Raw genomic sequence first — 26,095 nt, 5'->3', positions numbered from 1 at the left:
AATCACCCAACAGCTACAAGACAGCCATCGCGGCCTATGTGATAGCGCTGCAGGTCCTGCGCCAGGGTCAGTTGCCCGTGGTAGTGGGCGAGGGCTTCGTCACGCACGTTATCGATATTCGGGCTGCGTCTGGGATCGCTCTGGTAGCGGGCGCTGAAGTGCGTCAGCACCAGGTTGCGCACGCCTGCCGCTTCGGCAAAGCGCGCTACCGCTGCTGCGGTGCTGTGACCGAAGGTAACCCCGGTGCGCTCGACCACTGCCTGGGTGAACGTGGCTTCGTGCACCAGCACATCCGCGCCTTTGGCGGCATCGGCCAGCAATTCGGGGTTGTCGTTGTCCCCGCACACGATCACCCGGCGCGGCGGGCGCGAAGGGCGCAAGTAGTCGTTACCGTCGAGCCACTGCCCGCCATGCTGCGTCTTCAGGCCTTTGGCCAGCTCGCCCCACAGTGGACCGCGTGGAATGCCTTCGGCTTCCAGGCGCTGGATGTCCAGGCGCGGCTCGGGGTTGAGTTCGGTGAACACGAAAGCGACGCTCGGTACCCGGTGTGACAACTGCACGGTGGTCACTTGCAGGGTCTCGCTGCGCCATTCGGCCACGTCCTCCACGGCCAGCAGGCGCAGTTCGAAGGGCAGGAAGGTGTCGCTGGCCAACAGGCCCTGACGGACCCAGTCATGCAGTGCGGCGGGCAAAATCAGCTCCAGCGGCCGGGTGCGCCCGCTCATCCCGGCACTGGCCAGCAAGCCTGGCAGGCCAAAGCAATGGTCGCCGTGCACATGGGTGATGAAAATGGCACGCAAGTCACGGATCGACAGCGGCGTGTGCAGCAGTTGATGCTGGGTGCCTTCGCCACAGTCGACCAGGTACCAGTGGCTGCCACTGGCTTCGATCACGGCAGTGGCGCTGACGTTGCGCGCCTTGGTCGGCACCCCGGCAGAGGTGCCCAGGAACAGCAGGTCCATGCTCAGGGCTCCTTGCTCGTACAGGCTGGCGTCATCGAAGCGCGCATCCTTCGAGTCGATAAAGGGCGCACACCTTAACCGGATTGCCGCAGGCCGTCGATGGTGAGCTAGTCTGCCTGCCGCCAGATGAGCTTGCTGGTGTCATAGCCTTGCTCCCGCGCGATGCTCAGCAGTTGCTCGCGTTGCTGGTCGGTGACCGCCGGCGTGCGCGACAGCAGCCACAGGTACTCACGGTTGGGGTGGCCGACCAACGCCACGCGGTAGTCCTTGTCGTGGTACAGCACCCAGTATTCGCCCTTGGTCAGGCCGGGGGCCAGGCGGCTGAACCAGTTGTCGAAGCGTACCCACAGCTTGTCGGTACTGCCCGGTTGTTGGGCTTCGGCGACACCTTTGGCTTCATTCCACTGGCCGTCCTTTTCCTGGCAACGGTTGGTCACGTCGATGCGGCCATCGGTACGCAGGCCATAGTGCGCCTCGGACTGCACGCAGTTGCGCTGGAAGAACATCGGTAGCCGCGCCAGTTCGTACCAGGTGCCCTGGTAGCGTTGCAGGTCGACCTGCTGGGTATGCGGCGGTGCCGGGTGATCGTTACCGGCGCAACCGAGCAGGGCCAGGGTGATGCAGGACAGCAGCAACGGGGTGCGTAGTGCCATGGCGAAACTCCTTGGAACGGATGGGGGCTTACCTGTGCTTCGATGCGGGCGCAGGGCAAAAGTTGTACGGGATTGTGGCGGAGGGTGTACATAAGTCCCCGTCGAACGATTACAACCAGTAGGTCACCGCCCACCACCCCAGCCCACCCATGACCACTGTGTAAGGCAAGGCCATCCACACCATCCGCCCATACGACAGCCGGATTAACGGCGCAATCGCCGAGGTCAGCAGGAACAGGAACGCAGCCTGGCCATTCGGTGTCGCCACGCTGGGCAGGTTGGTACCGGTATTGATCGCCACCGCCAGCGTCTCGAAATGCTCGCGGCTCATGCCGCCATTGAGAAACGCCTGCTTCACTTCGGTGATGTAGATGGTGGCAACGAACACGTTGTCGCTGATTGCCGACAGCAGGCCGTTGGCCAGGTACAGCATGCCCGGCTGTTGCTCGGCAGGCAGCGTCAGCACCCAGCTGATCAAGGGGCTGAACAGTTGCTGCTGATGAATCACTGCCACCACGGCGAAGAACACCACCAGCAAGGATGTGAACGGCATGGCGTCCTGGAAGGCACGGCCCAGGCGGTGCTCATCGGTGATGCCGGTAAAGGCCGTGATCAGCACAATCACCATCAGGCCGATCAGACCAACCTCGGCCACATGCAGCCCCAGGCATACGATCAGGATCAGCGCAGCCAACCCTTGCACCCACAGCGCCAGGCGCTGGGCCTGGGTGCGCGCGTCGTCGTCTTCGGCGGCATAGGTGGCCAGCACCTGACGCACGGGTTCAGGCATCAGCGTGCCGTAGCCGAAAAGGCGAAGCTTCTCCAGCAGCACGCAAGTGAGCAGGCCGGCACCCAGTACCGGCAGCGACACGGGCGCCACCTTGAAGAAGAAGTCGGCGAAGTGCCAGCCCATTTCATGGCCGATCAGCAGGTTCTGCGGCTCGCCCACCAGCGTGCAAACACCGCCCAGGGCAGTACCCACCGCGCCGTGCATCAGCAGGCTGCGCAGGAAGGCGCGGAACTGGTCGAGGTCTTCGCGGTGCAATTGTGCCACTTGCTGATCGCTATCGAGCGCGCTGTCTTCACGCGGGTTGGCCCCGGAGGCGACACGGTGGTAAACGGCGTAAAAGCCAACCGCAGCGCTGATGATCACCGCCGTCACGGTCAGCGCATCGAGAAACGCCGAGAGGAATGCCGACAGCACGCAGAACAGCAGGGACAGGACTGCCTTCGAGCGAACGCCCAGCAGGATGCGTGAGAACAGGAACAGCAGCAGTTCCTTCATGAAGTGGATACCGGCAACCATGAACATCAGCAGCAGAATCACCGGGAAGTTGTGCTGCAGTTCCTCGTACAGCGCCTGTGGCGTGGTCATCTGCAGCAGCAGGGCTTCAATCAGCAACAGGCCGCCGGGCATCAGCGGGTAGCACTTCAGCGCCATGCCCAGGGTAAAGATGAACTCGAGTACCAGCGCCCACCCGGCCGCAACCGGGCCTACGGTTACCAGGAGCAGGGGGTTGAGCACCAGGAACAGGCAGATGACCGCCTTGTACCAAAGCGGCGACTGGCCCAGAAAACTGTGGGCGAGGGCGCCGGTCGGGGAGCGTGACATGTATTTGTATCCTTATAATTCGGCGATGGCGCACGGTGCCGGAACGGCGCGTCTTAGGCAAGGCGTGCAGTCCCGTTTTTGGCACAAGTGCGGTCATCGGGCTGGGTTACCATCCGAGCCATGAACCCTTCACCCGCAGGAGTGCCGCCCGTGACCGAGTACAGCGCATTCAAGGTCGAACTGACCGACAACATTGCCCACGTTCAGATCAACCGCCCGGAAAAGGTCAACGCGATGAACACCGCCTTCTGGGAGGAGATCATCGACATCTTCCAGTGGATCGACGACACCGATGCGGTGCGCGCGGTGGTGATCAGCGGTGCCGGCAAGCATTTCTCCGCCGGTATCGACCTGATGATGCTGGCGTCGCTGGCCGGGCAGATGGGCAAGGATGTGGGCCGCAATGCGCGCTTCCTGCGCAAGACCATCCAGCGCCTGCAGGCCTCGTTCACTGCCGTGGACAAGTGCCGCAAGCCGGTGCTGGCTGCCGTGCAAGGCTACTGCATCGGTGGTGCCATCGACCTCATCTCGGCCTGCGACATGCGCTACTGCAGCAACGATGTCCAGTTCTCGATCAAGGAAATCGACATGGGCATGGCCGCCGATGTCGGCACACTGCAACGTTTGCCACGTATCATCGGTGACGGCATGATGCGTGAGCTGGCCTTCACCGGGCGCAACGTTGCGGCGGACGAAGCCCTGCGCATCGGCTTGGTCAACCGGGTCTATGATGATCAGGCCGCATTGCTTGACGGGGTCTTTGCCATCGCCCGCGAGATTGCCGCAAAATCGCCGATCGCCGTGGCCGGCACCAAGGAAATGCTCAGCTACATGCGTGACCATCGCATTGACGATGGCCTGGACTACATCGCCACCTGGAACGCCGCGATGTTGCAGTCCGAAGACCTGCGTGTGGCCGTGACGGCGCACATGAGCAAACAGAAACCGACGTTCGCCGACTGATCGGGCCGGGGGACGTGCAGTAAAGGAACCCCCGATATGTCAGCACGCTGGACAACTGCAGTACTCGACCCGCAGATAACCGGGGGCGTGGCCGTGGCCCGCAGTCCGGAAGGGTTCCTGGTGGACGACAACGGCGCGCTGTTCCCCCGCGACTGGCTCAAGCGCCAGGATCTCGATGTACTGTGCGAGCATGGCATCGGCCACTTCGACGGCCAACCGGTGTTCCTGCTGGAGCTGCGCAGCGCCACTGACGTGCCCGGTTGCCACTGGCGTGGCCTGCGCGCGTTCATGCTTGAAGGCGACTTCGACACCTACAAGGTGCTGGGTTATGCCGCGCAGATCGGTACCTGGGCCCGCGAGCACCGCTTTTGCGGCAGCTGTGGCCAGGCGATGACGCAAATCCGCTGGGAGCGGGCGATGTACTGCCAGCCCTGCGATCTGCGCAGCTACCCGCGCATTTCGCCGAGCATGATCGTGCTGGTGACCCGTGGCGACGAAATCCTGCTGGCGCGCTCGCCGCGCTTCGTCACCGGTGTGTACAGCACCCTGGCAGGCTTTGCCGAACCGGGCGAGTCGGCCGAAGACTGCCTGGTGCGCGAAGTACGAGAAGAGGTGGCGGTGGAGGTGCAGAACATCCAGTACGTCGGCAGCCAGTGCTGGCCGTTTCCGCATTCGATGATGCTGGGGTTCCATGCCGAGTACGCGGGGGGCGACATCGTCATGCAGCCGGACGAGATCGAGGACGCCCGGTGGTTCAGTGTCCACGACCTGCCGCCGCTGCCGGCCGGGCGCTCCATCGCCCGTTATCTGATCGATTTGTACGTTGCGCGTCGCTTAGGCCTGCCCGAACCAGTGCTGCCACGCTAGGCGCACGGTCAACGCCAGCACCACGGTGATGAACACCGGGCGGATGAACTTGCTGCCGCCGCTGATCGCCGTGCGTGCGCCGAAGAAGGCACCGATCATCACCGACAGGCCCATGCACAGGCCGACGATGTAGTCCACCTGCCCGGAAATGATGAACACCGTCAGCGCTGCGATGTTGCTGACGAAGTTCATGCTGCGCGCCACGCCGCTGGCGCGGACCAGGTCGATGGGGTAGAGCAGCAGGGTACTGACGGTCCAGAAGGCCCCGGTACCCGGCCCGGCCACGCCATCGTAGAAGCCCAAGGTGAAGCCTTGTGGCATCTGCCATTTCTTCTTGATCGGTGCATCGGCATCCAGCGGCGCTTTTGGCGTGCCGCCAAACAACAAGTAGATGCCGCAGGCGAAGACGATGACCGGCAGCATCTTGTTAAGCCATTCGGCCGGCATGTAGTGGGCAACCACTGCGCCAATCGATGCCCCGACCAAGGTGGCGAACAGCGCCGGGCGCCATTGTGCCGGGTGGAACAGCTTGCGTTTGTAGTAGGTGAAGCCGGCAGTGGCCGAGCCGAAGGTGGAGCTGAGCTTGTTGGTGCCCAGTACCAGGTGGGGCGGCATGCCGGCGGTGAGCAGGGCCGGGGTGGTCAGCAGGCCGCCGCCACCGGCGATGGCATCGATGAAACCGGCGACGAAGGCGACCAGGGCCAGGATCAGCAGGGTTAGGGGTTCTACGGTGAGTTCGAAGGGCATGGGAGGCTTCAGGCAGTTGGTGCAGTCAAGGCCGCTATAGTAATGCCGGAAGCCCGATTTTGTCAGTTAACATGTGTTCCCACTTGAGATGTTCTATTTTCAAAAGCTATTGTTTTCTTAGGTTTTTACTTTGTTCTGCAAGTGATAAAGATGAATGGGGTGTGGGTTCTCTGTTTCTTGAGTATGCAGGCAAAATGCTGTCTAGGGTTTTTATCAGAGACTCATAAGCACTAAGTGCTAGATGGTATTCATTGATGCCAAATTGATCTCCTATGCTGTCGTGTTTAATTTCCCCCGAGGGGTGGAGGTATTTATCTTGTTCGGTGGGTTTTAGGCTGCGTACGAATTCTTCGTTCTCGGCTTTGGCGGTGGTAATGGCCTTTATGCCTTTGCCTGCTTTTGATATCAATTTGAGTTCATGTTTGTTTAGGCTGTTGTCGGCGATGGGTTTATATTTGTCAAGCACTGGGTTTTCTTCGATTGCCTGAAGTGAGATATCGCGGCGTTCTGAAAGTGTTTTGCTCCTGAAGAGGTTCTTGAAGAACCTGCCATGGCCTGAAGGGTCCTGATAGTTAACTGGATCTCCGGAGCAGTAAGCATATGCGTTCAGGCCACCCCTTTCAAAAGGGCTAGCGCTATCAGGCGAGTGAAATCTCATTAATATGCAATTGTAAGCTCTATAGCCAATGCCAAGATGATAGTTTCCGGTTATAGGGTCAACAGTTTGCCCGTTGAAGCCGAGTGTTGGCATGGCTGGAGTAGACGCCTTGAAGCCATAGCACGAGTATGCATAGTGCTGCAGTTTGTTGTGGGAACGATTAACTGATCTGGTTGGGTTTTGGGTAAAGGCCATGGGCGTCACCGTGCCATGAAAAGGCAGTACACTGTCGGGCGTTCAGGGTAGAAGTGCAACTGGCAAAAATGATGGGTCTACGGAGATTGCCAAAGGCTAGTGGCTGTTTTTTGTTGTGCGTTATTTATCTTTGCAGTGCAAACGGACCTCTGCGCGAAGGTGGGTCGTTTCGCGATGAGGTCCGGAATGGTAATGACATCAGCTACGTATAAACGCCAGCAGATCCGCATTGATCACATCGGCATGGGTAGTCGGCATGCCATGCGGGTAGCCCTTGTAAGTCTTCAGTGTGCCATTGGGCAGCAGCTTCGCTGACAACACCCCGGAATTCTCATACGGCACGATCTGGTCATCGTCCCCATGCATCACCAGCACCGGCTGCCGGATGCCCTTCAAATCCTCGGTGAAGTCCGTCTGGGAAAACGCCACGATGCCATCGTAATGGGCCTTGGCACTGCCGATCATGCCTTGGCGCCACCAGTTGCCGATGATTCCTTCGCTGGCTTCGACACCAGGGCGGTTGTAGCCATAGAACGGCCCGGCCGGCACATCCCGGTAGAACTGCGCCCGGTTACTGGCCACCTGGGCCTGAAACCCGTCAAACACCGACTTGGGCAGGCCGCCGGGGTTGGCGGGTGTTTGCACCATCAGTGGTGGTACAGCGGCGATCAGCACGGCCTTCGCCACCTTGTCTTCCGGGTGCCGCGCTATGTAGCGCACCACCTCGCCACCACCGGTCGAGTGGCCGACATGCACGGCGCCCTGAGTGCCAAGGTGAGTAACCACGGCAGCCGTATCATCGGCATAGTGGTCCATGTCATGGCCGTCCCATACCTGGCTGGAACGCCCATGGCCACGGCGGTCGTGGGCGACCACGCGGAAACCCTGGGCCAGGAAGAACAGCATCTGCGCGTCCCAGTCATCGGCGCTGAGCGGCCAGCCGTGGTGGAAGTGGATGACCGGTGCGTCGCGTGGGCCCCAATCCTTGTAGAAAATCTGCACCCCGTCCTTCGTGGTTACATAGCTCATGGTCGTGTCTCCTGTGTGCAGGAACCTAAGGGAGCTATTGAGAATAGGAGAGATTTTCGGGCTGCAAGCACCGGCCGTCTTCAGGCGCGGTCGCGCATCCGGTACCAGGCCTTGGCGGCAGCTTCCAGCGGTGCTGCCAGCAGGTCGCCACCGGGGAAACGGCCGTTGTCGATGCCTTGGTACAGTGCCAGCAGGTCAGCGTCACCGAGGATTGCATCACTGACCGCCCGTGCCGCTGCCAGGGTTGGCAGCACGCCATGGCCGGAGAAACCTTGCAGCCAGTAGCGTTGGCCCTCGCGGCCGACGTCCGGGGTGCGCTGGATACTGCAGTCGATATGGCCGCCCCAGGCATAGTCGATGGCCACCCCGGCCAGTTGCGGGAAGACGCGCTCCAGGTAGGGCCGGGTGGCGCTGGCGACGTCCTTGGGGATGCCGCCCAGGTAGGTGCAGCCGCCACCAAACAGCAGGCGGTGGTCCGGCGTAAGGCGGAAGTAGTCGGGTACGAACTGGTTGTCGATCACGCAGCTGTTGCGCGGTAGCAGCGAACGGGCGAAGCCGGGGTCCAGTGGCGCGGTGGCCACCTGATAGGAGCCGACTGGCAACAGGCGGCGCGACAGGCTGCGGTCGAGGCGGTCGATGTAGGCGTTGCAGGCCAGCACCAACACGTTGCAGCGCACTTCGCCTTTGTCTGTTCGGGCAACGTAGCCATCGCCTGCCTGCAGGTAGCGGAGTACCTGGCTTTGTTCGTAGATATGGCCGCCAGCGGCTTCGATGGCGCTGGCCAGGCCTTGTGCCAGCTTCAGCGGGTTGAGGTGGGCGCCTTTGGCATCATACAGCGCGGCCTGATAGCGCGGGCTGTCGATCCATTGCGGCAGCTCTTCACGGCCGATCAGGCGCAGGGCGTCGTAGCCCCATTTGTGCTCAGCCTCGTGCAGGGCTTCTTCAAGCAGTTTCACCCGGCGCGGTAGCACGGCGGTCCATAGGCTGCCCAGCCGGTAATCGATCTCGAAGCCGTGGCGCTGGGGGAGGTCGCGCATTTCGTCAGCGGCCCAGCACATGCTGGCCCACAGCCGTTGGGTACGTTCGATGCCCAAGGCCTTTTCCAGCGGCGGCATATCGCACGACCAGCCCAGTAGCGCCTGGCCGCCGTTGCGCCCGGAGGCGGCCCAGGCCACGCGGCTTGCTTCCAGCAGCGTCACGCGCTTGCCAGCCTGGGTAAGGCGCAGGGCGGTGTGCAGGCCACTGAAACCGGCGCCGATGATCAGCACATCGGTGTCGTGGGTGCCTTGCAGGGTTTGGCGTAGGGGGATGTTGGCGGGGTAGGTCTGGGCGTAGTAGCTGGCGACGTGCTGGGCGGACTGCTTGAACATGCATAGACCTCATGAAAATTATTGTGATTATTTTCATGAAAACTTAGCAGGTAAAATTCATGGTGCCAATCTGTCAGTCCAGTTTGTGGTTTACCCGCGAAGCGGCCAGTCCTGAAATGGCATAAACCTCAGGTTGTCGCTTTTCTCCGAGGCTGACGCGGCTTGCTGGCGGCCGACTTGCTGCCAGCCGTTTTGCTTTTCCCGCCACCGCGCCGCTTCTTCTTCCAAGGCGCCGCCGCCCCGGCAGCCGGCCCGCTGATGGTCATGCGCATGCCGCTGCACCGCTCGACCAGCTTGCCCATCCACGCCGACTGCCGGGCGACGAATTCTTCCAGGCTCATCTCGCCACTTTGCACCATGTCCAGCGCCTGCTCCCAGATCGCCGTGGTACCAGGGTCGGCGATGGCGCGGGGTACGGCATCGATCAGGCTGAAGGCCGCGGGCGTTGCGGCCAGTGCCTTGCCATTCTTCACCAGGTAGCCTCGGTCAAGCAGGCCCTGGATGATACTGGCGCGGGTGGCCTCGGTGCCGATGCCGGTGGTTTCCTTGAGCTTCTGCTTCAGCCGTGGATCATCCACCAGCTTGGCCACGTTCTTCATCGCCTTGATCAGGTCGCCTTCTGTGAAAGGCTTGGGCGGCTGGGTCCACAGGTCTTTCAGTTGCAGGCCTTGTACATTGCAATCCTGGCCTTCGCGCAGTGCCGGCAGTACTTGGGCGGGTGGCGCTTCGCGGCCCTTGGCCGGAGTCAACGCCTCGGGCAGGGCGCGGCGCCAACCCGGCTCGACAATCTGCTTGCCCACCGCGCGCAGGGCATGGCCGGCACAGTCGAAGTCGGCCTGGGTCCGGTCATACTCATGGTTGGGCAGGAACTGCGCCAGGTAGCGGGCGCGGATCAGGGTATACACCGCCTTGTGCTTGGCCGGCAGGCGCGACGGGTCGCTGGCGGCGGCGGTGGGGATGATGCCGTGGTGGGCGCTGACCTTGGCGTCGTTCCATGCCCGCGAGCGGCGCTGCGGCTCCAGGTAGGGCTGTAGAGGCGCCAGGCTGGCATCGGCCCGTTGCAAGGCGGCGAGGATGGCCGGCGCTTCGGCGTGCTGGCTTTGCGGCAGGTAACCGCAGTCGCTGCGCGGGTAGGTGATCAGCTTGTGGGTTTCGTACAGGGCCTGGGCGATGTCGAGGGTTTCCTGGGCGCCGAGGCCGAACTTTTTCGAGCACAGCTCCTGCAGGGTGCCGAGGTCGAAGGGGAGTGGTGCGGCTTCACGCACGCGCTCGGTGGCAACCTTGACGGCGCGGGCCGTGCCGGCGTTACCGATGTCGGTGGCCGCTTGTTGTGCCAAGGCGTGCTTCAGGCAGCGGCCTTGGTCGTCGCAGGCGTCCTCGGGGGCGCGCCATTGGGCATTGAAGTGTTGGCCGGCGTGTTCCAGTTGCACATCGATGGCCCAGAACGGCACGGGCACGAAGTCGGCGATGCTGCGGTCGCGGTCGACCACCAGGCGCAAGGTGGGCGTTTGCACCCGGCCCACCGGCAACACGCCCTGGTAGCCGGATTGGCGGCCCAGCAGGGTGAACAGCCGGCTCATGTTCATGCCGATCAGCCAGTCGGCGCGCGAGCGGCCCAGCGCCGAGTGGTACAGGTTGAAGGTTTCGTGGCCGGGCAGCAGGCGGGCCAAGGCCTTGCGGATGGACGCGTCGTCCAGTGCCGACAGCCACAGGCGTTGCACCGGGCCGCGATAGCGGCAATGTTCGACCAGTTCGCGGGCGATCATTTCGCCTTCGCGGTCGGCGTCGGTGGCGATCACCAGTTCCCGCGCTTCGCCAAGCAGGCGTTTGACCGCTTTGAACTGGCTGGCGGTCTTGGGCTTGACCAGCATCTTCCACTTGTCCGGGATGATCGGCAGGTCGGCCAGGTTCCAGCGCTTGTAGCGTTCGTCGTAGCTGTCGGGCGGGGCGGTTTCCAGCAGGTGGCCGATGCACCAGGTGACGCAGACGTCGGTGCCTTGCCAGCAGCCGTCGCCCTTACGGTTGGCGCCGAGCACTTTGGCGATGTCTTTTGCCTGGGAGGGTTTTTCGCAGAGGAACAGGCGCATGGCCGGGAACGCTTCATCGGGGGTGATGGGCACTAGGATGCGCAAGCGGGGGCGCGGAGGCAAGTTTTGTCTGGATGGATGTACAGGTTTTTGTCAGTGAGCGTGCCATTGACCTGTGCCGGCCTCTGCGCGGGCTTGCCCGCGCAGAGGCCGGTGCCGTTGTGGGTCAGGCGCGCGAGTCGCGCACCATGTCCACGTGCGGGATGCCGGCTTCGAGGAATTCCTCGCTGACTACGCGAAAGCCCAGGCGCTCGTAGAACGGCGTGGCATGCACCTGAGCGCTGAGCATCTGCTGCTTCAGGTCGCGGTTCTGCGCTTCGACGATGACTGCGTTCATGAGCGCGTCACCCACTTTCAAGCCGCGCCAGTCCTTCAGCACCGATACCCGGCCGATAGTCCCGTCTGGCAGCAGGCGGGCAGTGCCGATCGGGTAGTCGCCTTCCAGGGCCAGGAAGTGTGCAGCGGTCGGGTCATCCGAGTCCCACTCCAGCTCCGGCGGTACATGCTGTTCGGCAATGAACACCGCCTCACGGATACGGCGAATGTCGGCGTTGTCTTTGTGCCAGTCGGCGAGGCGAACGCTGATCTTATTCATTGGCGAATCCCAGGCTTCCTTGTTTGACCAGCTGCTGTACCAGCATAAGGCCATCTTCGTCTTGCAGCCAGTCTGCCAGGTTGTCGATATGCAGGGCATCGGCCGCGCACACCAGCTTCAGCAGCTCGCGCAGTTTGCCCGGCAGCGGGCAGCTGCGGCCGCTGGCGAACAGCAGCAGGTCGTCTTCGAATTCCGACCAGGCCAGGCGTGCGCTTGGGTTGCGGATCAGGATGGCGCCTTGTTCCAGGGCATCGATCAGCTCTTCTTCGCTCAGCTCTTCGCCAACGATCTGCTCGGGGTAACGCGGCTCGGTCATGAACTGACCGAACCAGGTCAGCAGCAGGTCCTTGTCGTTCATGTGCTTGTCGAGCAGCGCCTTGAGGCGGTCGAGGGCGTCGTGCTGGATCTGGTGCGGGTCGCTGGCCGGCTGGGCGTCGGCATCGCTGTAGCGCTCTTCGTCAGGCAGGAACTGGCCCAGGAAGTCGGTGAAGTGGGTCAGCACTTCGGCGGCGCTTGGGGCGCGGAAGCCGACCGAGTAGGTCAGGCAGTCGTCCACGGCCACGCCGTAGTGGGCCAGGCGCGGTGGCAGGTAGAGCATGTCGCCTGGCTCCAGGGTCCATTCTTCACTCTGCTCGAACTCGGCCAGGATACGCAGGTCGGCGTGCTCCAGCAGCGGGCTGTCGCTGCTGCACATCTGGCCGATCTTCCAGTTACGCTGGCCGTGGCCCTGCAGCAGGAAGACGTCGTAGTTGTCGAAATGCGGGCCAACGCTGCCACCCGGGGCGGCGAAGCTGATCATCACGTCATCGATACGCCAGCTGGGCAGGAAGCGGAAGTTTTCCAGCAGTTCGGCCACTTCCGGGACGAACTGGTCCACGGCCTGTACCAGCAGGGTCCAGTCTTTTTCTGGCAGCTCGGCGAAGGTGTCTTCGTTGAACGGGCCGCGGCGCAGCTCCCACGGGTGGGCGCCGTGCTCCAGCACGATACGCGACTCGACTTCGTCTTCCAGGGCCAGGCCGGCCAGTTCGTCGGGGTCGATGGGGCTGATGAAGTCCGGGAAGGCCTGGCGCACCAGCAGCGGCTTCTTCTGCCAGTAGTCGCGCATGAATTCGCGGGCCGAGATGCCGCCGAGCAGCTGCAGTGGAGTATCAGGATTCATGTTCAACCTATTGAAAAAACGTAATTTTCGTACGGGAATAAAAACGCCCGGCCAGGCCGGGCGTTGTACGCGACGGTCAGCTTAGATGCGTTTGGCCTGTGCTGCCGCGTTACCGATGTAGGTAGCGGGGGTCAGCAGCTTGAGCTCGGCCTTGGCGTCGGCTGGCATGTCCAGGCCGTCGATGAAGGTCAGCAGTGCGTCCGGGGTGATGCCCTTGCCACGGGTCAGCTCTTTGAGCTTCTCGTAGGGGTTTTCGATGTTGAAGCGGCGCATCACGGTCTGGATCGGCTCGGCCAGCACTTCCCAGCAGGCGTCCAGGTCGGCGGCGATGCGGGCTTCGTTCACTTCCAGCTTGCCGATGCCTTTCAGGCTGGCTTCGTAGGCGATGACGCTGTGGGCAAAGCCCACGCCCAGGTTACGCAGCACGGTGGAGTCGGTCAGGTCACGCTGCCAGCGCGAGATCGGCAGCTTGCTGGCCAGGTGCTGGAACAGCGCGTTGGCGATACCCAGGTTGCCTTCGGAGTTTTCGAAGTCGATCGGGTTGACCTTGTGCGGCATGGTCGACGAGCCGATTTCGCCAGCGACGGTCTTCTGCTTGAAGTAGCCCAGCGAGATGTAGCCCCACACATCACGGTCGAAGTCGATCAGGATGGTGTTGAAGCGGGCAATGGCGTCGAACAGCTCGGCGATGTAGTCGTGCGGCTCGATCTGGGTGGTGTACGGGTTGAACTGCAGGCCCAGCTCGTCTTCGATGAAGGCGCGGGCGTTCTGCTCCCAGTCGATCTGCGAGTAGGCCGACAGGTGGGCGTTGTAGTTGCCCACGGCGCCGTTGATCTTGCCCAGCAGCGGCACGGCGGCAACCTGGGCGATCTGGCGCTCCAGGCGGTACACCACGTTGGCCAGTTCTTTGCCCAGGGTGGTCGGCGAGGCTGGCTGGCCGTGGGTGCGCGACAGCATCGGCACGTCGGCGTGGGCGTGGGCCAGGGCACGGATGGCGTCGGCGATCTGGCGCATCAGCGGCAGCAGCACGTCGTCACGGCCGGCGCGCAGCATCAGGGCGTGGGACAGGTTGTTGATGTCCTCGCTGGTGCAGGCGAAGTGGATGAATTCGCTGACCTTGGCCAGCTCAGGCAGCTTGGCGGCCTGCTCCTTGAGGAGGTATTCGATCGCCTTGACGTCGTGGTTGGTGGTGCGCTCGATTTCCTTGACCCGCTCGGCGTGTTCCAGCTTGAAATCGGTGGCCAGGCTGTCCAGCAGGGCATTGGCTTCGGCGGAGAACGCCGGCACTTCGCCGATCTGCGGGTGGGCGGCCAGGCGCTGCAGCCAGCGCACTTCGACCAGGGCGCGGAAACGGATCAGGCCGAATTCGCTGAAAATGGGGCGCAAGGCCTGGGTTTTGCCGGCATATCGGCCGTCTACAGGGGAAACCGCAGTGAGCGAAGAAAGCTGCATGGGGTGTTCTCGGACAGTCAGGCTTTTGGAAGGGCGCATATCATACATGAAAATCGCGCCCGAGTCGGGTGGCTGACCAAAGGTCGGGCCTATAAAAGCGTCTTCAGGAAGGCGAACGCATCATGTCGTACAGTTCGTTCAGCAACTTGCGTCGGCTGAACACCAGCTGCCAGCGGTGCCCGCCCAGCTGGCGCCACAGGCGCGCGGCGCGGATGCCGGCCAGCAGCAGGGCACGGATCTTGGAAGCGTTGCTGGCCTGCTGCAGGAAACGCATGTCGCCATGCACCTGGATGCGCTGGCGCAAGGTGCTGAGCGTGTCCTGGTACAAGGCTCCACTGGAAGCAATGACGTTTTCATGAACCAGGCCGAAATGCTCGGCCTGGGACTGGATTTGCGGCAAGCGGTTGCCGATGGTGTCGAGCAGGTCGCCACGCTTGTTCAGCTGACGCTCCAGGCCCAGCATCGACAGGGCATAGCGCAGCGGCTCGCGCTGCAGGCTGCTGGGGTCGCGCTCCAGGGCGCCTGCCAGTGCACGGTAGCCGTCGCGCAGGTTCAGGTCGTCGCCGCCGAACACCTCCAGGGTGTCCTTGGGGTCACGCACCAGCAAACTGCCGAGCATGCAGCCAATGTTGGCCTCGCTGGCCTGGCCGGTGCGGGCGATACGGTCAACCAGCACGGCAGCCTGGAATACACCGCCCAGGGCAATCAATTGCTCCTGCAGGTTGCTCATGCGCGCGGGCTCCACGGCTCGGCGGCTTCGATCACACCACCGCCCAGGCACACTTCGCCGTCGTAGAACACCACCGACTGGCCCGGGGTGACGGCGCGCTGCGGCTGGTCGAACACGGCGCGGTAGCCGGTTTCGGTCAGCTCAAGGGTGCATTGCTGGTCGCTCTGGCGGTAACGCACCTTGGCAGTCAGCTGGCGTGGGCGGCTGAGGTCGATCGGGTTGACCCAGAAAATTTCCGAGGCGAGCAGGGCGCGGGAGAACAGCCATGGGTGTTCGTTGCCCTGGCCGACCACCAGCACGTTGCGGGTCAGGTCCTTGTGCAGCACGTACCACGGCTCGTCACCGGCGTCTTTCAGGCCACCAATCCCCAGGCCCTGGCGCTGGCCGATGGTGTGGTACATCAGGCCATGGTGGCGGCCGATCACTTCACCTTCGGTGGTTTCGATATCGCCCGGCTGGGCCGGCAGATACTGCTTGAGGAAGTCGCTGAAACGGCGCTCGCCAATGAAGCAGATGCCGGTGGAGTCCTTTTTCTTGGCGGTGGCCAGGCCGTGCTTTTCGGCGATGGCGCGCACCTCGGGCTTTTCCAGTTCGCCGACCGGGAACAGGGTGCGGGCGATTTCCTTGCCGCCGACGGCGTGCAGGAAGTAGCTCTGGTCCTTGTTCGGGTCCAGGCCCTTGAGCAGTTCGGTGATCTCACCGGTGTCGCGGCGGCGTACGTAGTGGCCGGTGGCGATCAGGTCGGCACCCAGCGACAGGGCGTAGTCGAGAAACGCCTTGAACTTGATTTCGCGGTTGCAGAGGATGTCTGGGTTGGGCGTGCGGCCAGCCTTGTACTCTTCAAGGAAGTGCTCGAACACGTTGTCCCAGTATTCGGCGGCGAAGTTGGCGGTGTGCAGCTTGATGCCGATGCGGTCGCACACGGCCTGGGCATCGGCCAGGTCTTCGCGGGCGGTGCAGTATTCGGTGCCGTCGTCTTCTTCCCAGTTCTTCATGAACAGCCCTTCCACCTGGTAGCCCTGCTCCATGAGCAGAAGGGCGGAGACGGAAGAGTCCACGCCGCCGGACATGCCGACGATGACGCGGGTCTTGGCGGGGTCTTTGAGTGCTGGGCTGGTCATGGGTACCGGTGTGTATCAGAGGGGAAAAACGCCGATTCTATCAAACCCGCGACGTTGCGTCAGTCGCGTAGCAATTCGAGGCTGTGCAAGGGGCCTTTGAGGTAGTCGTCGAGGCAGCGCGGCACCAGCTCGCTGCGCCAGCGCGTGGGGTCGGCCAACAGTTCGTCTTGGCTCAGCCACACGGCGCGGACGATGTCGCTGTCCAGGGCCAGGTCGGCATGGTGGCGCACGGGGCGGGCGGCAAAGCAGATGCGCTGGTAGGTCACGCCGTTGCTGGGGGCGGTGTAGAGGTAGATGCCGACTACACCGGTGAGCTCGACTTCCCAGGCGGTTTCTTCCAGGGTTTCGCGCAGGGCGGCCTGGGGCAGGGTCTCGTTGGGTTCCAGGTGGCCGGCGGGTTGGTTGAAGACGTGCTGGTTGGCTTTGAATTCTTCGACGAAGAGGAACTTGCCTTCGTGTTCGACGATAGTGGCGACGGTGATGTGGGGTTGCCAGGTCATTGGTGAGTCCTTTTGCATGATTGGGCCGCAAAGCGGTCTCATTTCCCAGAAAGCACAAACCCCGGTGCGTGGCCGGGGTTTGTGTTGTTACTTCAAGCGAACCTTACAGGGCGGCAATGGCGCTGTTCAGGGTCTGGCTTGGGCGCATCACCTTGGCGGTCAGCTCGGCATCCGGGGCATAGTAGCCACCGATGTCGGCTGGCTTGCCCTGAACGGCGTTGAGCTCGGCGACGATAGTCTCCTCGTTCTCGGTCAGGGTTTTTGCCAGCGGGGCGAAGCGTGCCTGCAGGGCAGCGTCGTCAGTCTGGGCAGCCAGGGCCTGGGCCCAGTACAGGGTCAGGTAGAAGTGGCTGCCGCGGTTGTCGATACCGCCAACTTTGCGCGAAGGCGACTTGTTGGTGTCGAGGAACTTGCCGGTAGCCTGGTCCAGGGTGTTGGCCAGAACCTTGGCACGCGGGTTGTCGTAGGTGTTGCCCAGGTGCTCCAGGGAAGCGGCCAGGGCCAGGAACTCACCCAGCGAGTCCCAACGCAGGAAGTTCTCTTCAACCAGCTGCTGCACGTGCTTCGGAGCCGAACCGCCGGCGCCGGTTTCGAACAGACCACCGCCGTTCATCAGTGGCACGATCGACAGCATCTTGGCGCTGGTGCCCAGTTCCATGATCGGGAACAGGTCGGTCAGGTAGTCACGCAGCACGTTGCCGGTCACCGAGATGGTGTCCTTGCCTTCGCGGATGCGGGCCAGGGAGAACTTGATGGCGTCGACCGGAGCCAGAACGCGGATGTCCAGGCCGGTGGTGTCGTGATCTTTCAGGTACTTCTGCACCTTCTCGATCATCACGCCGTCGTGGGCGCGGGCCGGGTCCAGCCAGAACACCGCAGGGGTGTTGCTCAGGCGGGCACGGTTGACGGCCAGCTTGACCCAGTCCTGGATCGGCGCGTCTTTGGTCTGGCACATGCGGAAGATGTCGCCAGCTTCGACGTTCTGCTCAAGTACGACGTTACCTTTGCCATCGACCACGCGCACAACGCCGTCGGCCTTGATCTGGAAGGTCTTGTCGTGGGAGCCGTACTCTTCGGCCTTTTGCGCCATCAGGCCAACGTTCGGCACGCTGCCCATGGTGGTTGGGTCGAAGGCGCCGTTTTTCTTGCAGTCTTCGATGGTGGCCTGGTAGATGCCAGCGTAGCAACGGTCCGGGATCACGGCCTTGGCGTCTTGCAGTTCGCCAGCGGTGTTCCACATCTTGCCCGAGTCACGGATCATGGCCGGCATCGAAGCGTCGACAATGACGTCGCTCGGTACGTGCAGGTTGGTGATGCCTTTGTCGGAGTTGACCATGGCCAGGGCTGGGCGCTGGGCGTACAGGGCCTGGATGTCGGCTTCGATTTCGGCCTGCTTGTCGGCTGGCAGGTCCTTGATGCGGGCGTACAGGTCGCCGATGCCGTTGTTGGCGTTGAAGCCTACTTCAGCCAGTGCGGCGGCGTGTTTGGCCAGCACGTCGTTGTAGAACTCTTCTACGATGACGCCGAACATGATCGGGTCGGAAACCTTCATCATGGTCGCTTTCAGGTGCACCGACAGCAGTACGCCGGAGGCCTTGGCATCGGCGATCTGCTCGGCGATGAAGGCTTTCAGGGCCTTGCGGCTCATGGTGGCGCAGTCGATGATTTCGGCGGCCTTGACGGCGGTCTTTTCTTTCAGGACGGTGGTGTTGCCGTCTTTGGCAACCAGCTCGATGCGCAGGCTGTCGTCAGCTTCGATCAGGGCAGCTTTTTCGCTGCCGTAGAAGTCGCCCTGGGTCATGTGGGCAACGTGCGACTTGGAGTCGGCGGCCCAGGCGCCCATCTTGTGTGGGTGCTTGCGGGCGTAGTTCTTCACCGACAGCGGCGCGCGGCGGTCGGAGTTGCCTTCGCGCAGCACCGGGTTCACGGCGGAACCCTTGATGCGGTCGTAGCGGGCGCGGGACTCTTTCTCGTCCGCGGTGGCCGGCTCGTCGGCGTAGTCAGGAATGTTGAAGCCCTTGCCTTGCAGTTCCTTGATCGCGGCTTTGAGCTGCGGTACCGAGGCGCTGATGTTCGGCAGCTTGATGATGTTGGCTTCAGGGGTGGTAGCCAGCTGGCCCAGTTCCGCCAGGTGATCGCCTACTCGCTTCTCTGCGCCCAGTTGCTCCGGGAAGGCGGCAAGGATACGGCCGGCCAGGGAGATGTCGCGGGTTTCGACGGCGATGTCAGCCGAAGCGGTGAAGGCTTCGACGATCGGCAGCAGCGAGTAAGTGGCGAGGGCGGGGGCTTCGTCGGTGAAGGTATAGATGATCTTGGAACGGGTGGGCATGCGGGTTAACTCTCTGTGTGCTGAGCGTGCTCGAGTCTCGTGGTGCGCAGGGTAGGCGCATCGCCCTGGCAACGCCATGAGCGGAAAGTCGAGAGGCTGCGAGCGGTGATGGTGGATGCATCAGTCGAGCGTCAAGTGCTGAGCTGCGGTAACAGCCCAGGCTTTACGGCCATTCATGGCCTAGGGCGGTCCGCATTTTCCTGGGATTCGCCCCGATGACCCTTCGGTCGCGGCGGAGTATACCAAACCATTCGGGCTAATCAGCAAGGCCAAGTGATATCGGCCCATTTATAAGACCAAAGACTAAGCGGCAATGTGGCGGGTTGTCGCATGCCTTGCAGGTCGGCAGATGTGGTTTAGGCTCATTGCATCGCATGATGTCCAAACCACACCCGACAGCGGAGTAGTGCAAGCATGGGATACCAGAAAATCAAGGTTCCGACCGACGGCACCAAGATCACCGTCAATGCAGACCATTCGCTTAACGTGCCTGACCACCCGATCATTCCTTACATCGAAGGTGACGGGATCGGCGTCGATGTTTCGCCCGTGATGATCAAGGTGGTCGATGCCGCCGTGCAGAAGGCCTACGGCGGCAAGCGCAAGATTGCCTGGATGGAAGTGTACGCTGGCGAGAAGGCCACCCAGGTGTATGACCAGGACACCTGGCTGCCTCAGGAAACCCTCGACGCCGTGCGTGATTACGTGGTGTCGATCAAAGGCCCGCTGACTACTCCGGTGGGTGGCGGCATCCGCTCGCTCAACGTGGCGCTGCGCCAGCAACTGGACCTGTATGTGTGCCTGCGCCCGGTGCTGTGGTTCCAGGGTGTACCGAGCCCGGTGAAAAAGCCTGGCGACGTCGACATGGTGATCTTCCGTGAGAACTCCGAGGATATCTATGCCGGCATCGAGTGGAAGGCCGGCTCGCCCGAGGCCAACAAGGTGATCAAGTTCCTCAAGGAGGAAATGGGCGTCACCAAGATCCGCTTCGACCAGGACTGCGGCATTGGCGTGAAGCCGGTCTCGAAAGAAGGCACCAAGCGCCTGGTGCGCAAGGCCCTGCAATACGTGGTGGACAATGACCGCGAGTCGCTGACCCTGGTGCACAAAGGCAACATCATGAAGTTCACCGAAGGTGCCTTCAAAGACTGGGGGTACGAAGTGGCCCGGGATGAGTTTGGCGCCGAACTGCTCGATGGCGGCCCGTGGATGAAGTTCAAGAACCCCAAGACCGGCCGCGAGGTGATCGTCAAGGACGCCATCGCCGACGCCATGCTGCAGCAGATTCTGCTGCGCCCGGCCGAGTACGACGTGATCGCCACCCTCAACCTCAACGGTGACTACCTGTCCGACGCGCTGGCGGCGGAGGTAGGCGGTATCGGTATCGCGCCGGGCGCCAACCTGTCCGACACCGTGGCCATGTTCGAGGCCACCCACGGCACTGCGCCCAAGTATGCCGGGCAAGACAAGGTCAACCCGGGGTCGGTGATCCTGTCTGCAGAGATGATGTTGCGGCACATGGGCTGGACCGAGGCGGCCGACCTGATCATCAAGGGCACCAATGGCGCGATTGCGGCCAAGACCGTGACCTACGACTTCGAGCGGCTGATGGACGGGGCGACGCTGGTGAGCAGCTCAGGCTTTGGTGATGAAATGATCAAGCACATGTAAGGCAAGAGAAAACCGGTCGCCAGGGTAAAAGGGCGACCGGTTTTTTCGTACTACGACACGGGGCGGCGATCAGGCGCGTACGGTTTCGCTTGCGGCCTGGCCTTGGGCTTTGGCAGCCGCAGCGGCAGCGGCGTCCATTATCTTCACCGCGTGCAGGCCTTTGGGGCCCTGGATGATCTCGAACTCCACGGCCTGGCCCGCCTTCAGTGTCTTGTATCCGTCCATCTGGATGGCCGAGTAATGAGCGAAAAGGTCATCGGATTTACCTTCCTCGTTGATGAATCCGTAGCCCTTGGCATTGTTGAACCACTTGACTTTACCGCTTGCCATCCCTATGTCCCTCTGCAAAGGACTCCATCACTGGAGTATCATCCACTTCATCCGCATACGAACCTTGCGAAAAATCTGGTTGACTGCGCGGATCTTTATCGACCACGGTGGGTTCTTATTGGTTGTAACACCGTTTTACCGATAGTCAAGGTCGCCCGGCGCCTGCGCCATTCGTGGCCTGTGCGGTCAACCCACAACCTTAACCTGACGCTCATGATGAAATTCTTTCCATGCATGCACCTAGTGAGATTCGACTAACATTCAATCAGGATCGCCCGCAATCGAATGAGGACGACGGCTCAGGTCTTGCAGTTCAGGAAGCCAAGCCGATCCTGCAGGCGCCACCGATGTACAAGGTGGTTTTGTTCAACGATGACTACACGCCGATGGATTTCGTCGTCGAAGTGCTCGAGACGTTCTTCAATCTGAACCGCGAGCTGGCGACCAAGATCATGCTGACCGTCCACACCGAAGGGCGGGCAGTGTGCGGATTGTTTACCCGTGACATCGCCGAAACAAAGGCTATGCAGGTCAACCAATACGCCAGGGAAAGCCAGCATCCGCTACTCTGTGAAATCGAGAAGGACGGTTAATCGCCGACCACTTGGGTATGAGGTGAAGCTATGTTAAACCGCGAGCTCGAAGTCACCCTCAATCTTGCCTTCAAGGAGGCCCGTTCGAAGCGTCATGAGTTCATGACCGTCGAGCATCTGCTGCTGGCACTCCTTGACAATGAGGCTGCCGCGACCGTTCTGCGCGCCTGTGGCGCCAATCTCGACAAGCTCAAGCACGACCTGCAAGAGTTCATCGATTCCACTACGCCGCTGATTCCTGTCAACGACGAAGACCGTGAAACCCAGCCGACTCTGGGCTTCCAGCGGGTGCTGCAGCGTGCCGTGTTCCACGTGCAAAGCTCTGGCAAGCGCGAAGTGACCGGCGCCAACGTGCTGGTGGCGATCTTCAGCGAACAGGAAAGCCAGGCTGTGTTCCTGCTGAAGCAGCAGAGCGTGGCCCGCATCGACGTGGTCAACTACATCGCCCATGGCATCTCCAAGGTGCCGGGGCATGGTTCGCAATCTGAAAGCGACCAGGACATGCAGGACGACGAGGGTGGTGAAACCTCCTCTTCGAGTAATCCGCTCGACGCCTATGCCAGCAACCTGAACGAGCTGGCCCGTGCTGGTCGTATCGACCCGCTGGTGGGCCGCGAGCAGGAAGTGGAGCGCGTGGCGCAAATCCTGGCACGCCGGCGCAAGAACAACCCGTTGCTGGTGGGTGAGGCGGGCGTCGGCAAGACGGCTATCGCCGAAGGTCTGGCCAAGCGCATTGTCGATGGCCAGGTGCCCGACCTGTTGGCACAAAGCGTGGTGTATTCCCTTGACCTGGGCGCGCTGCTGGCCGGTACCAAATACCGTGGCGACTTCGAGAAGCGCTTCAAGGCGCTGCTCGGCGAGCTGCGCAAGCGCCCGCAGGCGATCCTGTTCATCGACGAAATCCACACCATCATCGGTGCCGGTGCGGCATCGGGCGGGGTGATGGATGCCTCCAACCTGCTCAAGCCGCTGCTGTCGTCGGGTGAGATCCGTTGCATCGGCTCGACCACCTTCCAGGAATTCCGCGGCATCTTCGAGAAGGACCGCGCCCTGGCACGCCGCTTCCAGAAGGTGGATGTCAGCGAGCCGTCGGTCGAAGATACCGTGGGCATTCTGCGCGGCCTGAAAGGGCGCTTCGAGAGCCACCACAACATCGAGTACAGCGACGAAGCCCTGCGCGCCGCCGCCGAACTGGCCTCGCGCTACATCAATGACCGGCACATGCCGGACAAGGCCATCGATGTGATCGACGAAGCCGGTGCCTACCAGCGCCTGCAGCCGGAGGCCATGCGCGTCAAACGCATCGATGTGCCTCAAGTCGAGGACATCGTCGCCAAGATCGCGCGGATTCCGCCGAAGCACGTCACCAGCTCCGACAAGGAACTGCTGCGTAACCTTGAACGTGACCTGAAGCTGACCGTGTTCGGCCAGGACCAGGCCATCGACTCGCTGGCTACTGCCATCAAGCTGTCCCGTGCTGGCCTGAAGTCGCCAGACAAGCCTGTCGGTTCATTCCTGTTCGCCGGCCCTACCGGCGTCGGCAAGACCGAAGCGGCGCGCCAGCTGGCCAAGGCGCTGGGCGTTGAGTTGGTGCGGTTCGACATGTCCGAGTACATGGAGCGCCACACCGTATCGCGTCTGATCGGTGCGCCTCCTGGTTACGTAGGGTTCGACCAGGGTGGCTTGCTGACCGAGGCGATTACCAAGCAACCGCACTGCGTATTGCTGCTCGACGAAATCGAGAAGGCCCACCCGGAAGTCTTCAACCTGCTGCTGCAAGTGATGGACCACGGTACCCTGACCGACAACAACGGGCGCAAGGCCGACTTCCGTAACGTGATCCTGATCATGACCACCAACGCTGGCGCGGAAACGGCAGCGCGGGCCTCGATCGGCTTCACCCATCAGGACCACGCGTCCGATGCCATGGAAGTGATCCGCAAGAGCTTCACGCCAGAGTTCCGCAACCGCCTGGATACCATTATCCAGTTCGGCCGCCTGAGCACCGAGACGATCAAGAGCATCGTCGACAAGTTCCTTATCGAACTGCAGGCGCAGCTGGAAGACAAGCGTGTGCTGCTGGAAGTCAGCGATGCCGCACGCGGCTGGCTGGCGGTGTCGGGCTACGACGTGCAGATGGGGGCGCGGCCGATGGCGCGGCTGATCCAGGACAAGATCAAGCGGCCGCTGGCCGAGGAGATCCTGTTTGGCGAACTGGCCGAGCATGGTGGTGTGGTGCACGTCGACCTGCGCGATGGCGAACTGGTGTTCGACTTCGAGACCACGGCTGAGGTGGCGTGATACAAGGGCCGCTTTGCGGCCTATCGCGAGCTATGCTCGCTCCTGCGGGGGGTATCGCGACCCCATGTAGGAGCGAGCGCAGCTCGCGATGGCCGCGACGCGGTTCTGACAGGTACAAAAAAGCCCGGCACATGGCCGGGCTTCTTCATGGCTTGAGCTTAGCGCGCACGGTAAGTGATGCGGCCCTTGCTCAGGTCGTATGGGGTCAGTTCGACGCGGACCTTGTCGCCAGTGAGAATACGGATGTAGTTCTTGCGCATCTTTCCGGAGATGTGCGCGGTTACGACGTGCCCGTTTTCCAACTCCACGCGGAACATGGTGTTGGGCAGGGTGTCGACGACAGTACCTTCCATTTCGAAGCTGTCTTCTTTCGACATGCAGTAGAGCCCTCGGATCCAGTGTTGGCCCGACGCATATCCGCATCGGGCAAAAAAGTGGCGTGGATTATGCCCGAAAACTGCGTGTCAAGCCAATGCTTTCAGTTGAGGGTGACCCAGCGCTGGTTTATCAGCAATTCGATGGGCCGATACTGCGTCTTGTAGTTCATTTTCTTGCAGTTCTTGATCCAGTAACCCAGGTATACCGCCTCCAGGTCCTGGCGCAGGGCTTCGGTGATTTGCCACAGGATGGCAAAGCGGCCCAGGCTGCGTCGCTCTTCGTCCGGTTCGTAGAAGGTGTACACCGCCGACAGGCCGTTGGGCAGCAGGTCGCATACGGCCACTGCCATCAAGCGGCCTTCCAGGCGAAACTCGTAGAACCAGCAGAACGGCAGGTCGCGCACCAGAAAGGTGGAAAACTGGTCGCGGCTGGGCGGGTACATGTCACCGTCGGCGTGGCGTGTTTCGATATAGCGCCGGTACAGTTCGAAGTACTCTTCCTTGAACGTTGGGCGCGCCGCCGTCACGGTCAGGTCGGCATTGCGCTTGAGGATGCGCCGTTGCTGGCGGTTGGGGATAAAGCGCGCCGCCGGGATGCGTGCCGGCACGCAGGCGTTGCAGTTCTGGCAGTGCGGGCGGTACAGATGGTCACCACTGCGGCGGAAGCCCATTTCCGACAGGTCGGCGTACACGTTAACGTCCATCGGCTGGCTGGGGTCGAGGAACAGCGTGGTGGCCTGCTCCTCGGGCAGGTAGCTGCAGGAGTGGGGCTGAGTGGCATAAAACTTCAACCGCGCCAACTCTGTCATGATCAACCCCCTCGGTGAGACTTTGTTTTAAGTGTAAGCCAGCTACGGGAACTCGCCTAGGCAACCCACGTGGCGCTGTTGGGCTGGTCGAGGTGGCGTGCCAGGTAGCCGGCGAATTCGGCGCGGCTGATGGCGTGGGCGCCCAGGCTGTGCAGGTGGTTGGTGGGCATCTGGCAGTCGATCAGCACAAACCCGGCCTGGCGCAGGTGGTTGACCAAGGTCACGAAGCCGACCTTGGAGGCGTTGTCGGCGCGGCTGAACATCGATTCACCGAAGAACAGCTGGCCCATGGCCAGGCCATACAGGCCGCCGACCAGTTCGCCGTCCTGGCGCACTTCCACCGAGTGGGCAATGCCGCGTCGGTGCAGTTCGCAGTAGGCGTTGCGCATGGTGTCGGTGATCCAGGTGCCGTCGGCGTAGTCGCGTGGCGCGGCGCAGGCGGCGATTACAGCCGGGAAGTCGGTGTCGAAGCTGACCTGGTAGCGGCCTTGGCGCATCAGCTTGGCCAGTGAGCGTGATACGTGCAACTGGTCGGGCAACAGCACCGTGCGCGGGTCGGGTGACCACCACAGGATCGGTTGGCCATCCTGGTACCACGGGAAGCAACCGTGACGATAGGCCTGGACCAGGCGCTCGGGGGTAAGGTCGCCGCCGGCGGCCAGCAGGCCGTTGGGGTCGTGCAGGGCCTTTTCCAGGGGCGGGAAGGTCAGCGAGTCGCGGGTCAGCCAGGTAAGCATGGTCTATCGTGCGGTGGGGGAGGGGAGAGGGCAGCATGGCTTGCACGCATGGCAGGGTCAATGGTTGTGGCTTCTTTGCGGGGGATGAATTCAGGCAATTTCCTACACATTCATGAAACCGCAGGCACCATCCGCTACATTTGCTGTCACACCTGTGCAAAAACACAGCATAAGCCTTTGTCACAAAAGAAAATGCATGCTCAAATTGCAGGTATATGAAAGTCGCCCCCGGCCAAACCCCCATACGG

24 protein-coding genes are annotated in these 26,095 nt (G+C 62.1%); 5 read left to right on the top strand and 19 right to left on the bottom strand.

The features are described from left to right. Window positions 1-2 precede the first annotated feature (2 nt). The 3 genes from FHW75_RS20280 to nhaB form a co-directional block, all read right to left on the bottom strand. On the bottom strand, window positions 3-962 hold the full coding sequence (locus FHW75_RS20280) for a ribonuclease Z (RefSeq protein WP_019096712.1): 960 nt from the start codon (window positions 960-962) through the stop codon (window positions 3-5). A gap of 107 nt (window positions 963-1,069) precedes the next feature. Next, window positions 1,070-1,615, bottom strand: coding sequence for a lipocalin family protein (locus FHW75_RS20275; protein WP_019096713.1), 546 nt, complete (start codon window positions 1,613-1,615; stop codon window positions 1,070-1,072). Between the two features lie 109 nt (window positions 1,616-1,724). Further along, complete coding sequence (gene nhaB, locus FHW75_RS20270) at window positions 1,725-3,227, bottom strand: sodium/proton antiporter NhaB (protein WP_019096714.1); 1,503 nt, start codon at window positions 3,225-3,227, stop codon at window positions 1,725-1,727. A gap of 150 nt (window positions 3,228-3,377) precedes the next feature. Here nhaB and FHW75_RS20265 point away from each other — a divergent pair, with 150 nt between their 5' ends. Together FHW75_RS20265 and nudC are read left to right on the top strand one after the other, a co-directional pair. Next, complete coding sequence (locus FHW75_RS20265; RefSeq protein WP_019096715.1) at window positions 3,378-4,190, top strand: crotonase/enoyl-CoA hydratase family protein; 813 nt, start codon at window positions 3,378-3,380, stop codon at window positions 4,188-4,190. Window positions 4,191-4,226: 36 nt separating this feature from the next. Next, entirely contained in the window at window positions 4,227-5,057 is an 831-nt protein-coding gene (gene nudC / locus FHW75_RS20260) for an NAD(+) diphosphatase (RefSeq protein WP_019096716.1), read from the top strand. Here nudC and FHW75_RS20255 read toward each other — a convergent pair. From FHW75_RS20255 to FHW75_RS20200, 12 genes are all read right to left on the bottom strand, one after another. Next, window positions 5,025-5,804 (bottom strand): TSUP family transporter, encoded by a 780-nt coding sequence (locus FHW75_RS20255; RefSeq protein WP_089230016.1) that lies wholly within the window; start codon window positions 5,802-5,804, stop codon window positions 5,025-5,027. The genes nudC and FHW75_RS20255 overlap by 33 nt on opposite strands. A gap of 106 nt (window positions 5,805-5,910) precedes the next feature. Then, on the bottom strand, window positions 5,911-6,657 hold the full coding sequence (locus tag FHW75_RS20250; RefSeq protein ID WP_080587342.1) for an RHS repeat-associated core domain-containing protein: 747 nt from the start codon (window positions 6,655-6,657) through the stop codon (window positions 5,911-5,913). A 198-nt stretch (window positions 6,658-6,855) separates the two neighbouring features. Continuing rightward, complete coding sequence (locus FHW75_RS20245) at window positions 6,856-7,686, bottom strand: alpha/beta fold hydrolase (protein ID WP_019096718.1); 831 nt, start codon at window positions 7,684-7,686, stop codon at window positions 6,856-6,858. Between the two features lie 80 nt (window positions 7,687-7,766). Further along, complete coding sequence (locus FHW75_RS20240) at window positions 7,767-9,056, bottom strand: FAD-binding oxidoreductase (RefSeq protein ID WP_027615036.1); 1,290 nt, start codon at window positions 9,054-9,056, stop codon at window positions 7,767-7,769. Between the two features lie 128 nt (window positions 9,057-9,184). Continuing rightward, entirely contained in the window at window positions 9,185-11,143 is a 1,959-nt protein-coding gene (locus FHW75_RS20235; protein ID WP_027608787.1) for a DNA topoisomerase III, read from the bottom strand. Between the two features lie 166 nt (window positions 11,144-11,309). Further along, on the bottom strand, window positions 11,310-11,738 hold the full coding sequence (locus tag FHW75_RS20230; protein ID WP_019096721.1) for a GNAT family N-acetyltransferase: 429 nt from the start codon (window positions 11,736-11,738) through the stop codon (window positions 11,310-11,312). After that, the gene (locus FHW75_RS20225) at window positions 11,731-12,897 is read right to left on the bottom strand and encodes a cupin domain-containing protein (protein WP_016711508.1); all 1,167 of its coding nucleotides are present in this window, start codon (window positions 12,895-12,897) and stop codon (window positions 11,731-11,733) included. The genes FHW75_RS20230 and FHW75_RS20225 overlap by 8 nt, the downstream gene beginning before the upstream one ends. A gap of 81 nt (window positions 12,898-12,978) precedes the next feature. Further along, the gene (gene purB / locus FHW75_RS20220; RefSeq protein ID WP_033693092.1) at window positions 12,979-14,349 is read right to left on the bottom strand and encodes an adenylosuccinate lyase; all 1,371 of its coding nucleotides are present in this window, start codon (window positions 14,347-14,349) and stop codon (window positions 12,979-12,981) included. A 103-nt stretch (window positions 14,350-14,452) separates the two neighbouring features. Then, window positions 14,453-15,079, bottom strand: a complete 627-nt coding sequence (hflD, locus tag FHW75_RS20215; RefSeq protein ID WP_016711506.1) for a high frequency lysogenization protein HflD — start codon at window positions 15,077-15,079, stop codon at window positions 14,453-14,455. Then, window positions 15,076-16,200: a tRNA 2-thiouridine(34) synthase MnmA gene (gene mnmA / locus FHW75_RS20210; RefSeq protein WP_183674403.1), complete on the bottom strand. Its 1,125-nt coding sequence runs from the start codon at window positions 16,198-16,200 to the stop codon at window positions 15,076-15,078. Before mnmA ends, hflD begins: the two co-directional genes overlap by 4 nt. A gap of 59 nt (window positions 16,201-16,259) precedes the next feature. Further along, a complete protein-coding gene (locus FHW75_RS20205; RefSeq protein WP_016711504.1) occupies window positions 16,260-16,700 on the bottom strand; it encodes an NUDIX hydrolase in 441 nt (146 codons plus the stop codon). Between the two features lie 103 nt (window positions 16,701-16,803). Beyond that, on the bottom strand, window positions 16,804-19,029 hold the full coding sequence (locus tag FHW75_RS20200) for an NADP-dependent isocitrate dehydrogenase (RefSeq protein WP_019096725.1): 2,226 nt from the start codon (window positions 19,027-19,029) through the stop codon (window positions 16,804-16,806). Between the two features lie 414 nt (window positions 19,030-19,443). Here FHW75_RS20200 and icd point away from each other — a divergent pair, with 414 nt between their 5' ends. Further along, window positions 19,444-20,700, top strand: a complete 1,257-nt coding sequence (icd, locus tag FHW75_RS20195; protein WP_027608788.1) for an NADP-dependent isocitrate dehydrogenase — start codon at window positions 19,444-19,446, stop codon at window positions 20,698-20,700. Window positions 20,701-20,769: 69 nt separating this feature from the next. On the opposite strand, the gene cspD is transcribed toward icd, so the two are convergent. Then, window positions 20,770-21,030, bottom strand: coding sequence for a cold shock domain-containing protein CspD (gene cspD / locus FHW75_RS20190; RefSeq protein WP_019096726.1), 261 nt, complete (start codon window positions 21,028-21,030; stop codon window positions 20,770-20,772). 230 nt (window positions 21,031-21,260) lie between these two features. Between cspD and clpS the strand changes: the two genes are divergently transcribed. Further along, window positions 21,261-21,623, top strand: a complete 363-nt coding sequence (gene clpS, locus FHW75_RS20185; RefSeq protein WP_013973290.1) for an ATP-dependent Clp protease adapter ClpS — start codon at window positions 21,261-21,263, stop codon at window positions 21,621-21,623. A 30-nt stretch (window positions 21,624-21,653) separates the two neighbouring features. Further along, window positions 21,654-23,924: an ATP-dependent Clp protease ATP-binding subunit ClpA gene (gene clpA, locus FHW75_RS20180; protein ID WP_019096727.1), complete on the top strand. Its 2,271-nt coding sequence runs from the start codon at window positions 21,654-21,656 to the stop codon at window positions 23,922-23,924. A gap of 158 nt (window positions 23,925-24,082) precedes the next feature. Here the strand turns inward: clpA and infA are convergent, their stop codons facing one another. The 3 genes from infA to aat form a co-directional block, all read right to left on the bottom strand. Next, the gene (gene infA / locus FHW75_RS20175; protein ID WP_002553999.1) at window positions 24,083-24,301 is read right to left on the bottom strand and encodes a translation initiation factor IF-1; all 219 of its coding nucleotides are present in this window, start codon (window positions 24,299-24,301) and stop codon (window positions 24,083-24,085) included. A 101-nt stretch (window positions 24,302-24,402) separates the two neighbouring features. Beyond that, window positions 24,403-25,110, bottom strand: a complete 708-nt coding sequence (locus FHW75_RS20170) for an arginyltransferase (protein WP_016711499.1) — start codon at window positions 25,108-25,110, stop codon at window positions 24,403-24,405. A 56-nt stretch (window positions 25,111-25,166) separates the two neighbouring features. Next, the gene (gene aat, locus FHW75_RS20165) at window positions 25,167-25,847 is read right to left on the bottom strand and encodes a leucyl/phenylalanyl-tRNA--protein transferase (RefSeq protein ID WP_019096728.1); all 681 of its coding nucleotides are present in this window, start codon (window positions 25,845-25,847) and stop codon (window positions 25,167-25,169) included. Between the last annotated feature and the right edge of the window lie 248 nt (window positions 25,848-26,095).

This window comes from Pseudomonas sp. OG7 (assembly GCF_014192825.1).
GTDB lineage: Bacteria > Pseudomonadota > Gammaproteobacteria > Pseudomonadales > Pseudomonadaceae > Aquipseudomonas > Aquipseudomonas monteilii.
The sequence above is the reverse complement of the archived record's forward strand: the minus strand, read 5'-3'. Positions and strand labels throughout refer to the sequence as shown.

Bases quoted from the DNA above. Each gene is read 5' to 3' on its own strand.
- FHW75_RS20280 (WP_019096712.1), bottom strand. From the start codon at position 962: ATGGACCTGCTGTTCCTGGGCACCTCTGCCGGGGTGCCGACCAAGGCG.
- FHW75_RS20275 (WP_019096713.1), bottom strand. From the start codon at position 1,615: ATGGCACTACGCACCCCGTTGCTGCTGTCCTGCATCACCCTGGCCCTG.
- nhaB (WP_019096714.1), bottom strand. From the start codon at position 3,227: ATGTCACGCTCCCCGACCGGCGCCCTCGCCCACAGTTTTCTGGGCCAG.
- nudC (WP_019096716.1), top strand. From the start codon at position 4,227: ATGTCAGCACGCTGGACAACTGCAGTACTCGACCCGCAGATAACCGGG.
- FHW75_RS20255 (WP_089230016.1), bottom strand. From the start codon at position 5,804: ATGCCCTTCGAACTCACCGTAGAACCCCTAACCCTGCTGATCCTGGCC.
- FHW75_RS20250 (WP_080587342.1), bottom strand. From the start codon at position 6,657: ATGGCCTTTACCCAAAACCCAACCAGATCAGTTAATCGTTCCCACAAC.
- FHW75_RS20245 (WP_019096718.1), bottom strand. From the start codon at position 7,686: ATGAGCTATGTAACCACGAAGGACGGGGTGCAGATTTTCTACAAGGAT.
- FHW75_RS20240 (WP_027615036.1), bottom strand. From the start codon at position 9,056: ATGTTCAAGCAGTCCGCCCAGCACGTCGCCAGCTACTACGCCCAGACC.
- FHW75_RS20235 (WP_027608787.1), bottom strand. From the start codon at position 11,143: ATGCGCCTGTTCCTCTGCGAAAAACCCTCCCAGGCAAAAGACATCGCC.
- FHW75_RS20230 (WP_019096721.1), bottom strand. From the start codon at position 11,738: ATGAATAAGATCAGCGTTCGCCTCGCCGACTGGCACAAAGACAACGCC.
- FHW75_RS20225 (WP_016711508.1), bottom strand. From the start codon at position 12,897: ATGAATCCTGATACTCCACTGCAGCTGCTCGGCGGCATCTCGGCCCGC.
- purB (WP_033693092.1), bottom strand. From the start codon at position 14,349: ATGCAGCTTTCTTCGCTCACTGCGGTTTCCCCTGTAGACGGCCGATAT.
- hflD (WP_016711506.1), bottom strand. From the start codon at position 15,079: ATGAGCAACCTGCAGGAGCAATTGATTGCCCTGGGCGGTGTATTCCAG.
- mnmA (WP_183674403.1), bottom strand. From the start codon at position 16,200: ATGACCAGCCCAGCACTCAAAGACCCCGCCAAGACCCGCGTCATCGTC.
- FHW75_RS20205 (WP_016711504.1), bottom strand. From the start codon at position 16,700: ATGACCTGGCAACCCCACATCACCGTCGCCACTATCGTCGAACACGAA.
- FHW75_RS20200 (WP_019096725.1), bottom strand. From the start codon at position 19,029: ATGCCCACCCGTTCCAAGATCATCTATACCTTCACCGACGAAGCCCCC.
- icd (WP_027608788.1), top strand. From the start codon at position 19,444: ATGGGATACCAGAAAATCAAGGTTCCGACCGACGGCACCAAGATCACC.
- cspD (WP_019096726.1), bottom strand. From the start codon at position 21,030: ATGGCAAGCGGTAAAGTCAAGTGGTTCAACAATGCCAAGGGCTACGGA.
- clpS (WP_013973290.1), top strand. From the start codon at position 21,261: ATGCATGCACCTAGTGAGATTCGACTAACATTCAATCAGGATCGCCCG.
- clpA (WP_019096727.1), top strand. From the start codon at position 21,654: ATGTTAAACCGCGAGCTCGAAGTCACCCTCAATCTTGCCTTCAAGGAG.
- infA (WP_002553999.1), bottom strand. From the start codon at position 24,301: ATGTCGAAAGAAGACAGCTTCGAAATGGAAGGTACTGTCGTCGACACC.
- FHW75_RS20170 (WP_016711499.1), bottom strand. From the start codon at position 25,110: ATGACAGAGTTGGCGCGGTTGAAGTTTTATGCCACTCAGCCCCACTCC.
- aat (WP_019096728.1), bottom strand. From the start codon at position 25,847: ATGCTTACCTGGCTGACCCGCGACTCGCTGACCTTCCCGCCCCTGGAA.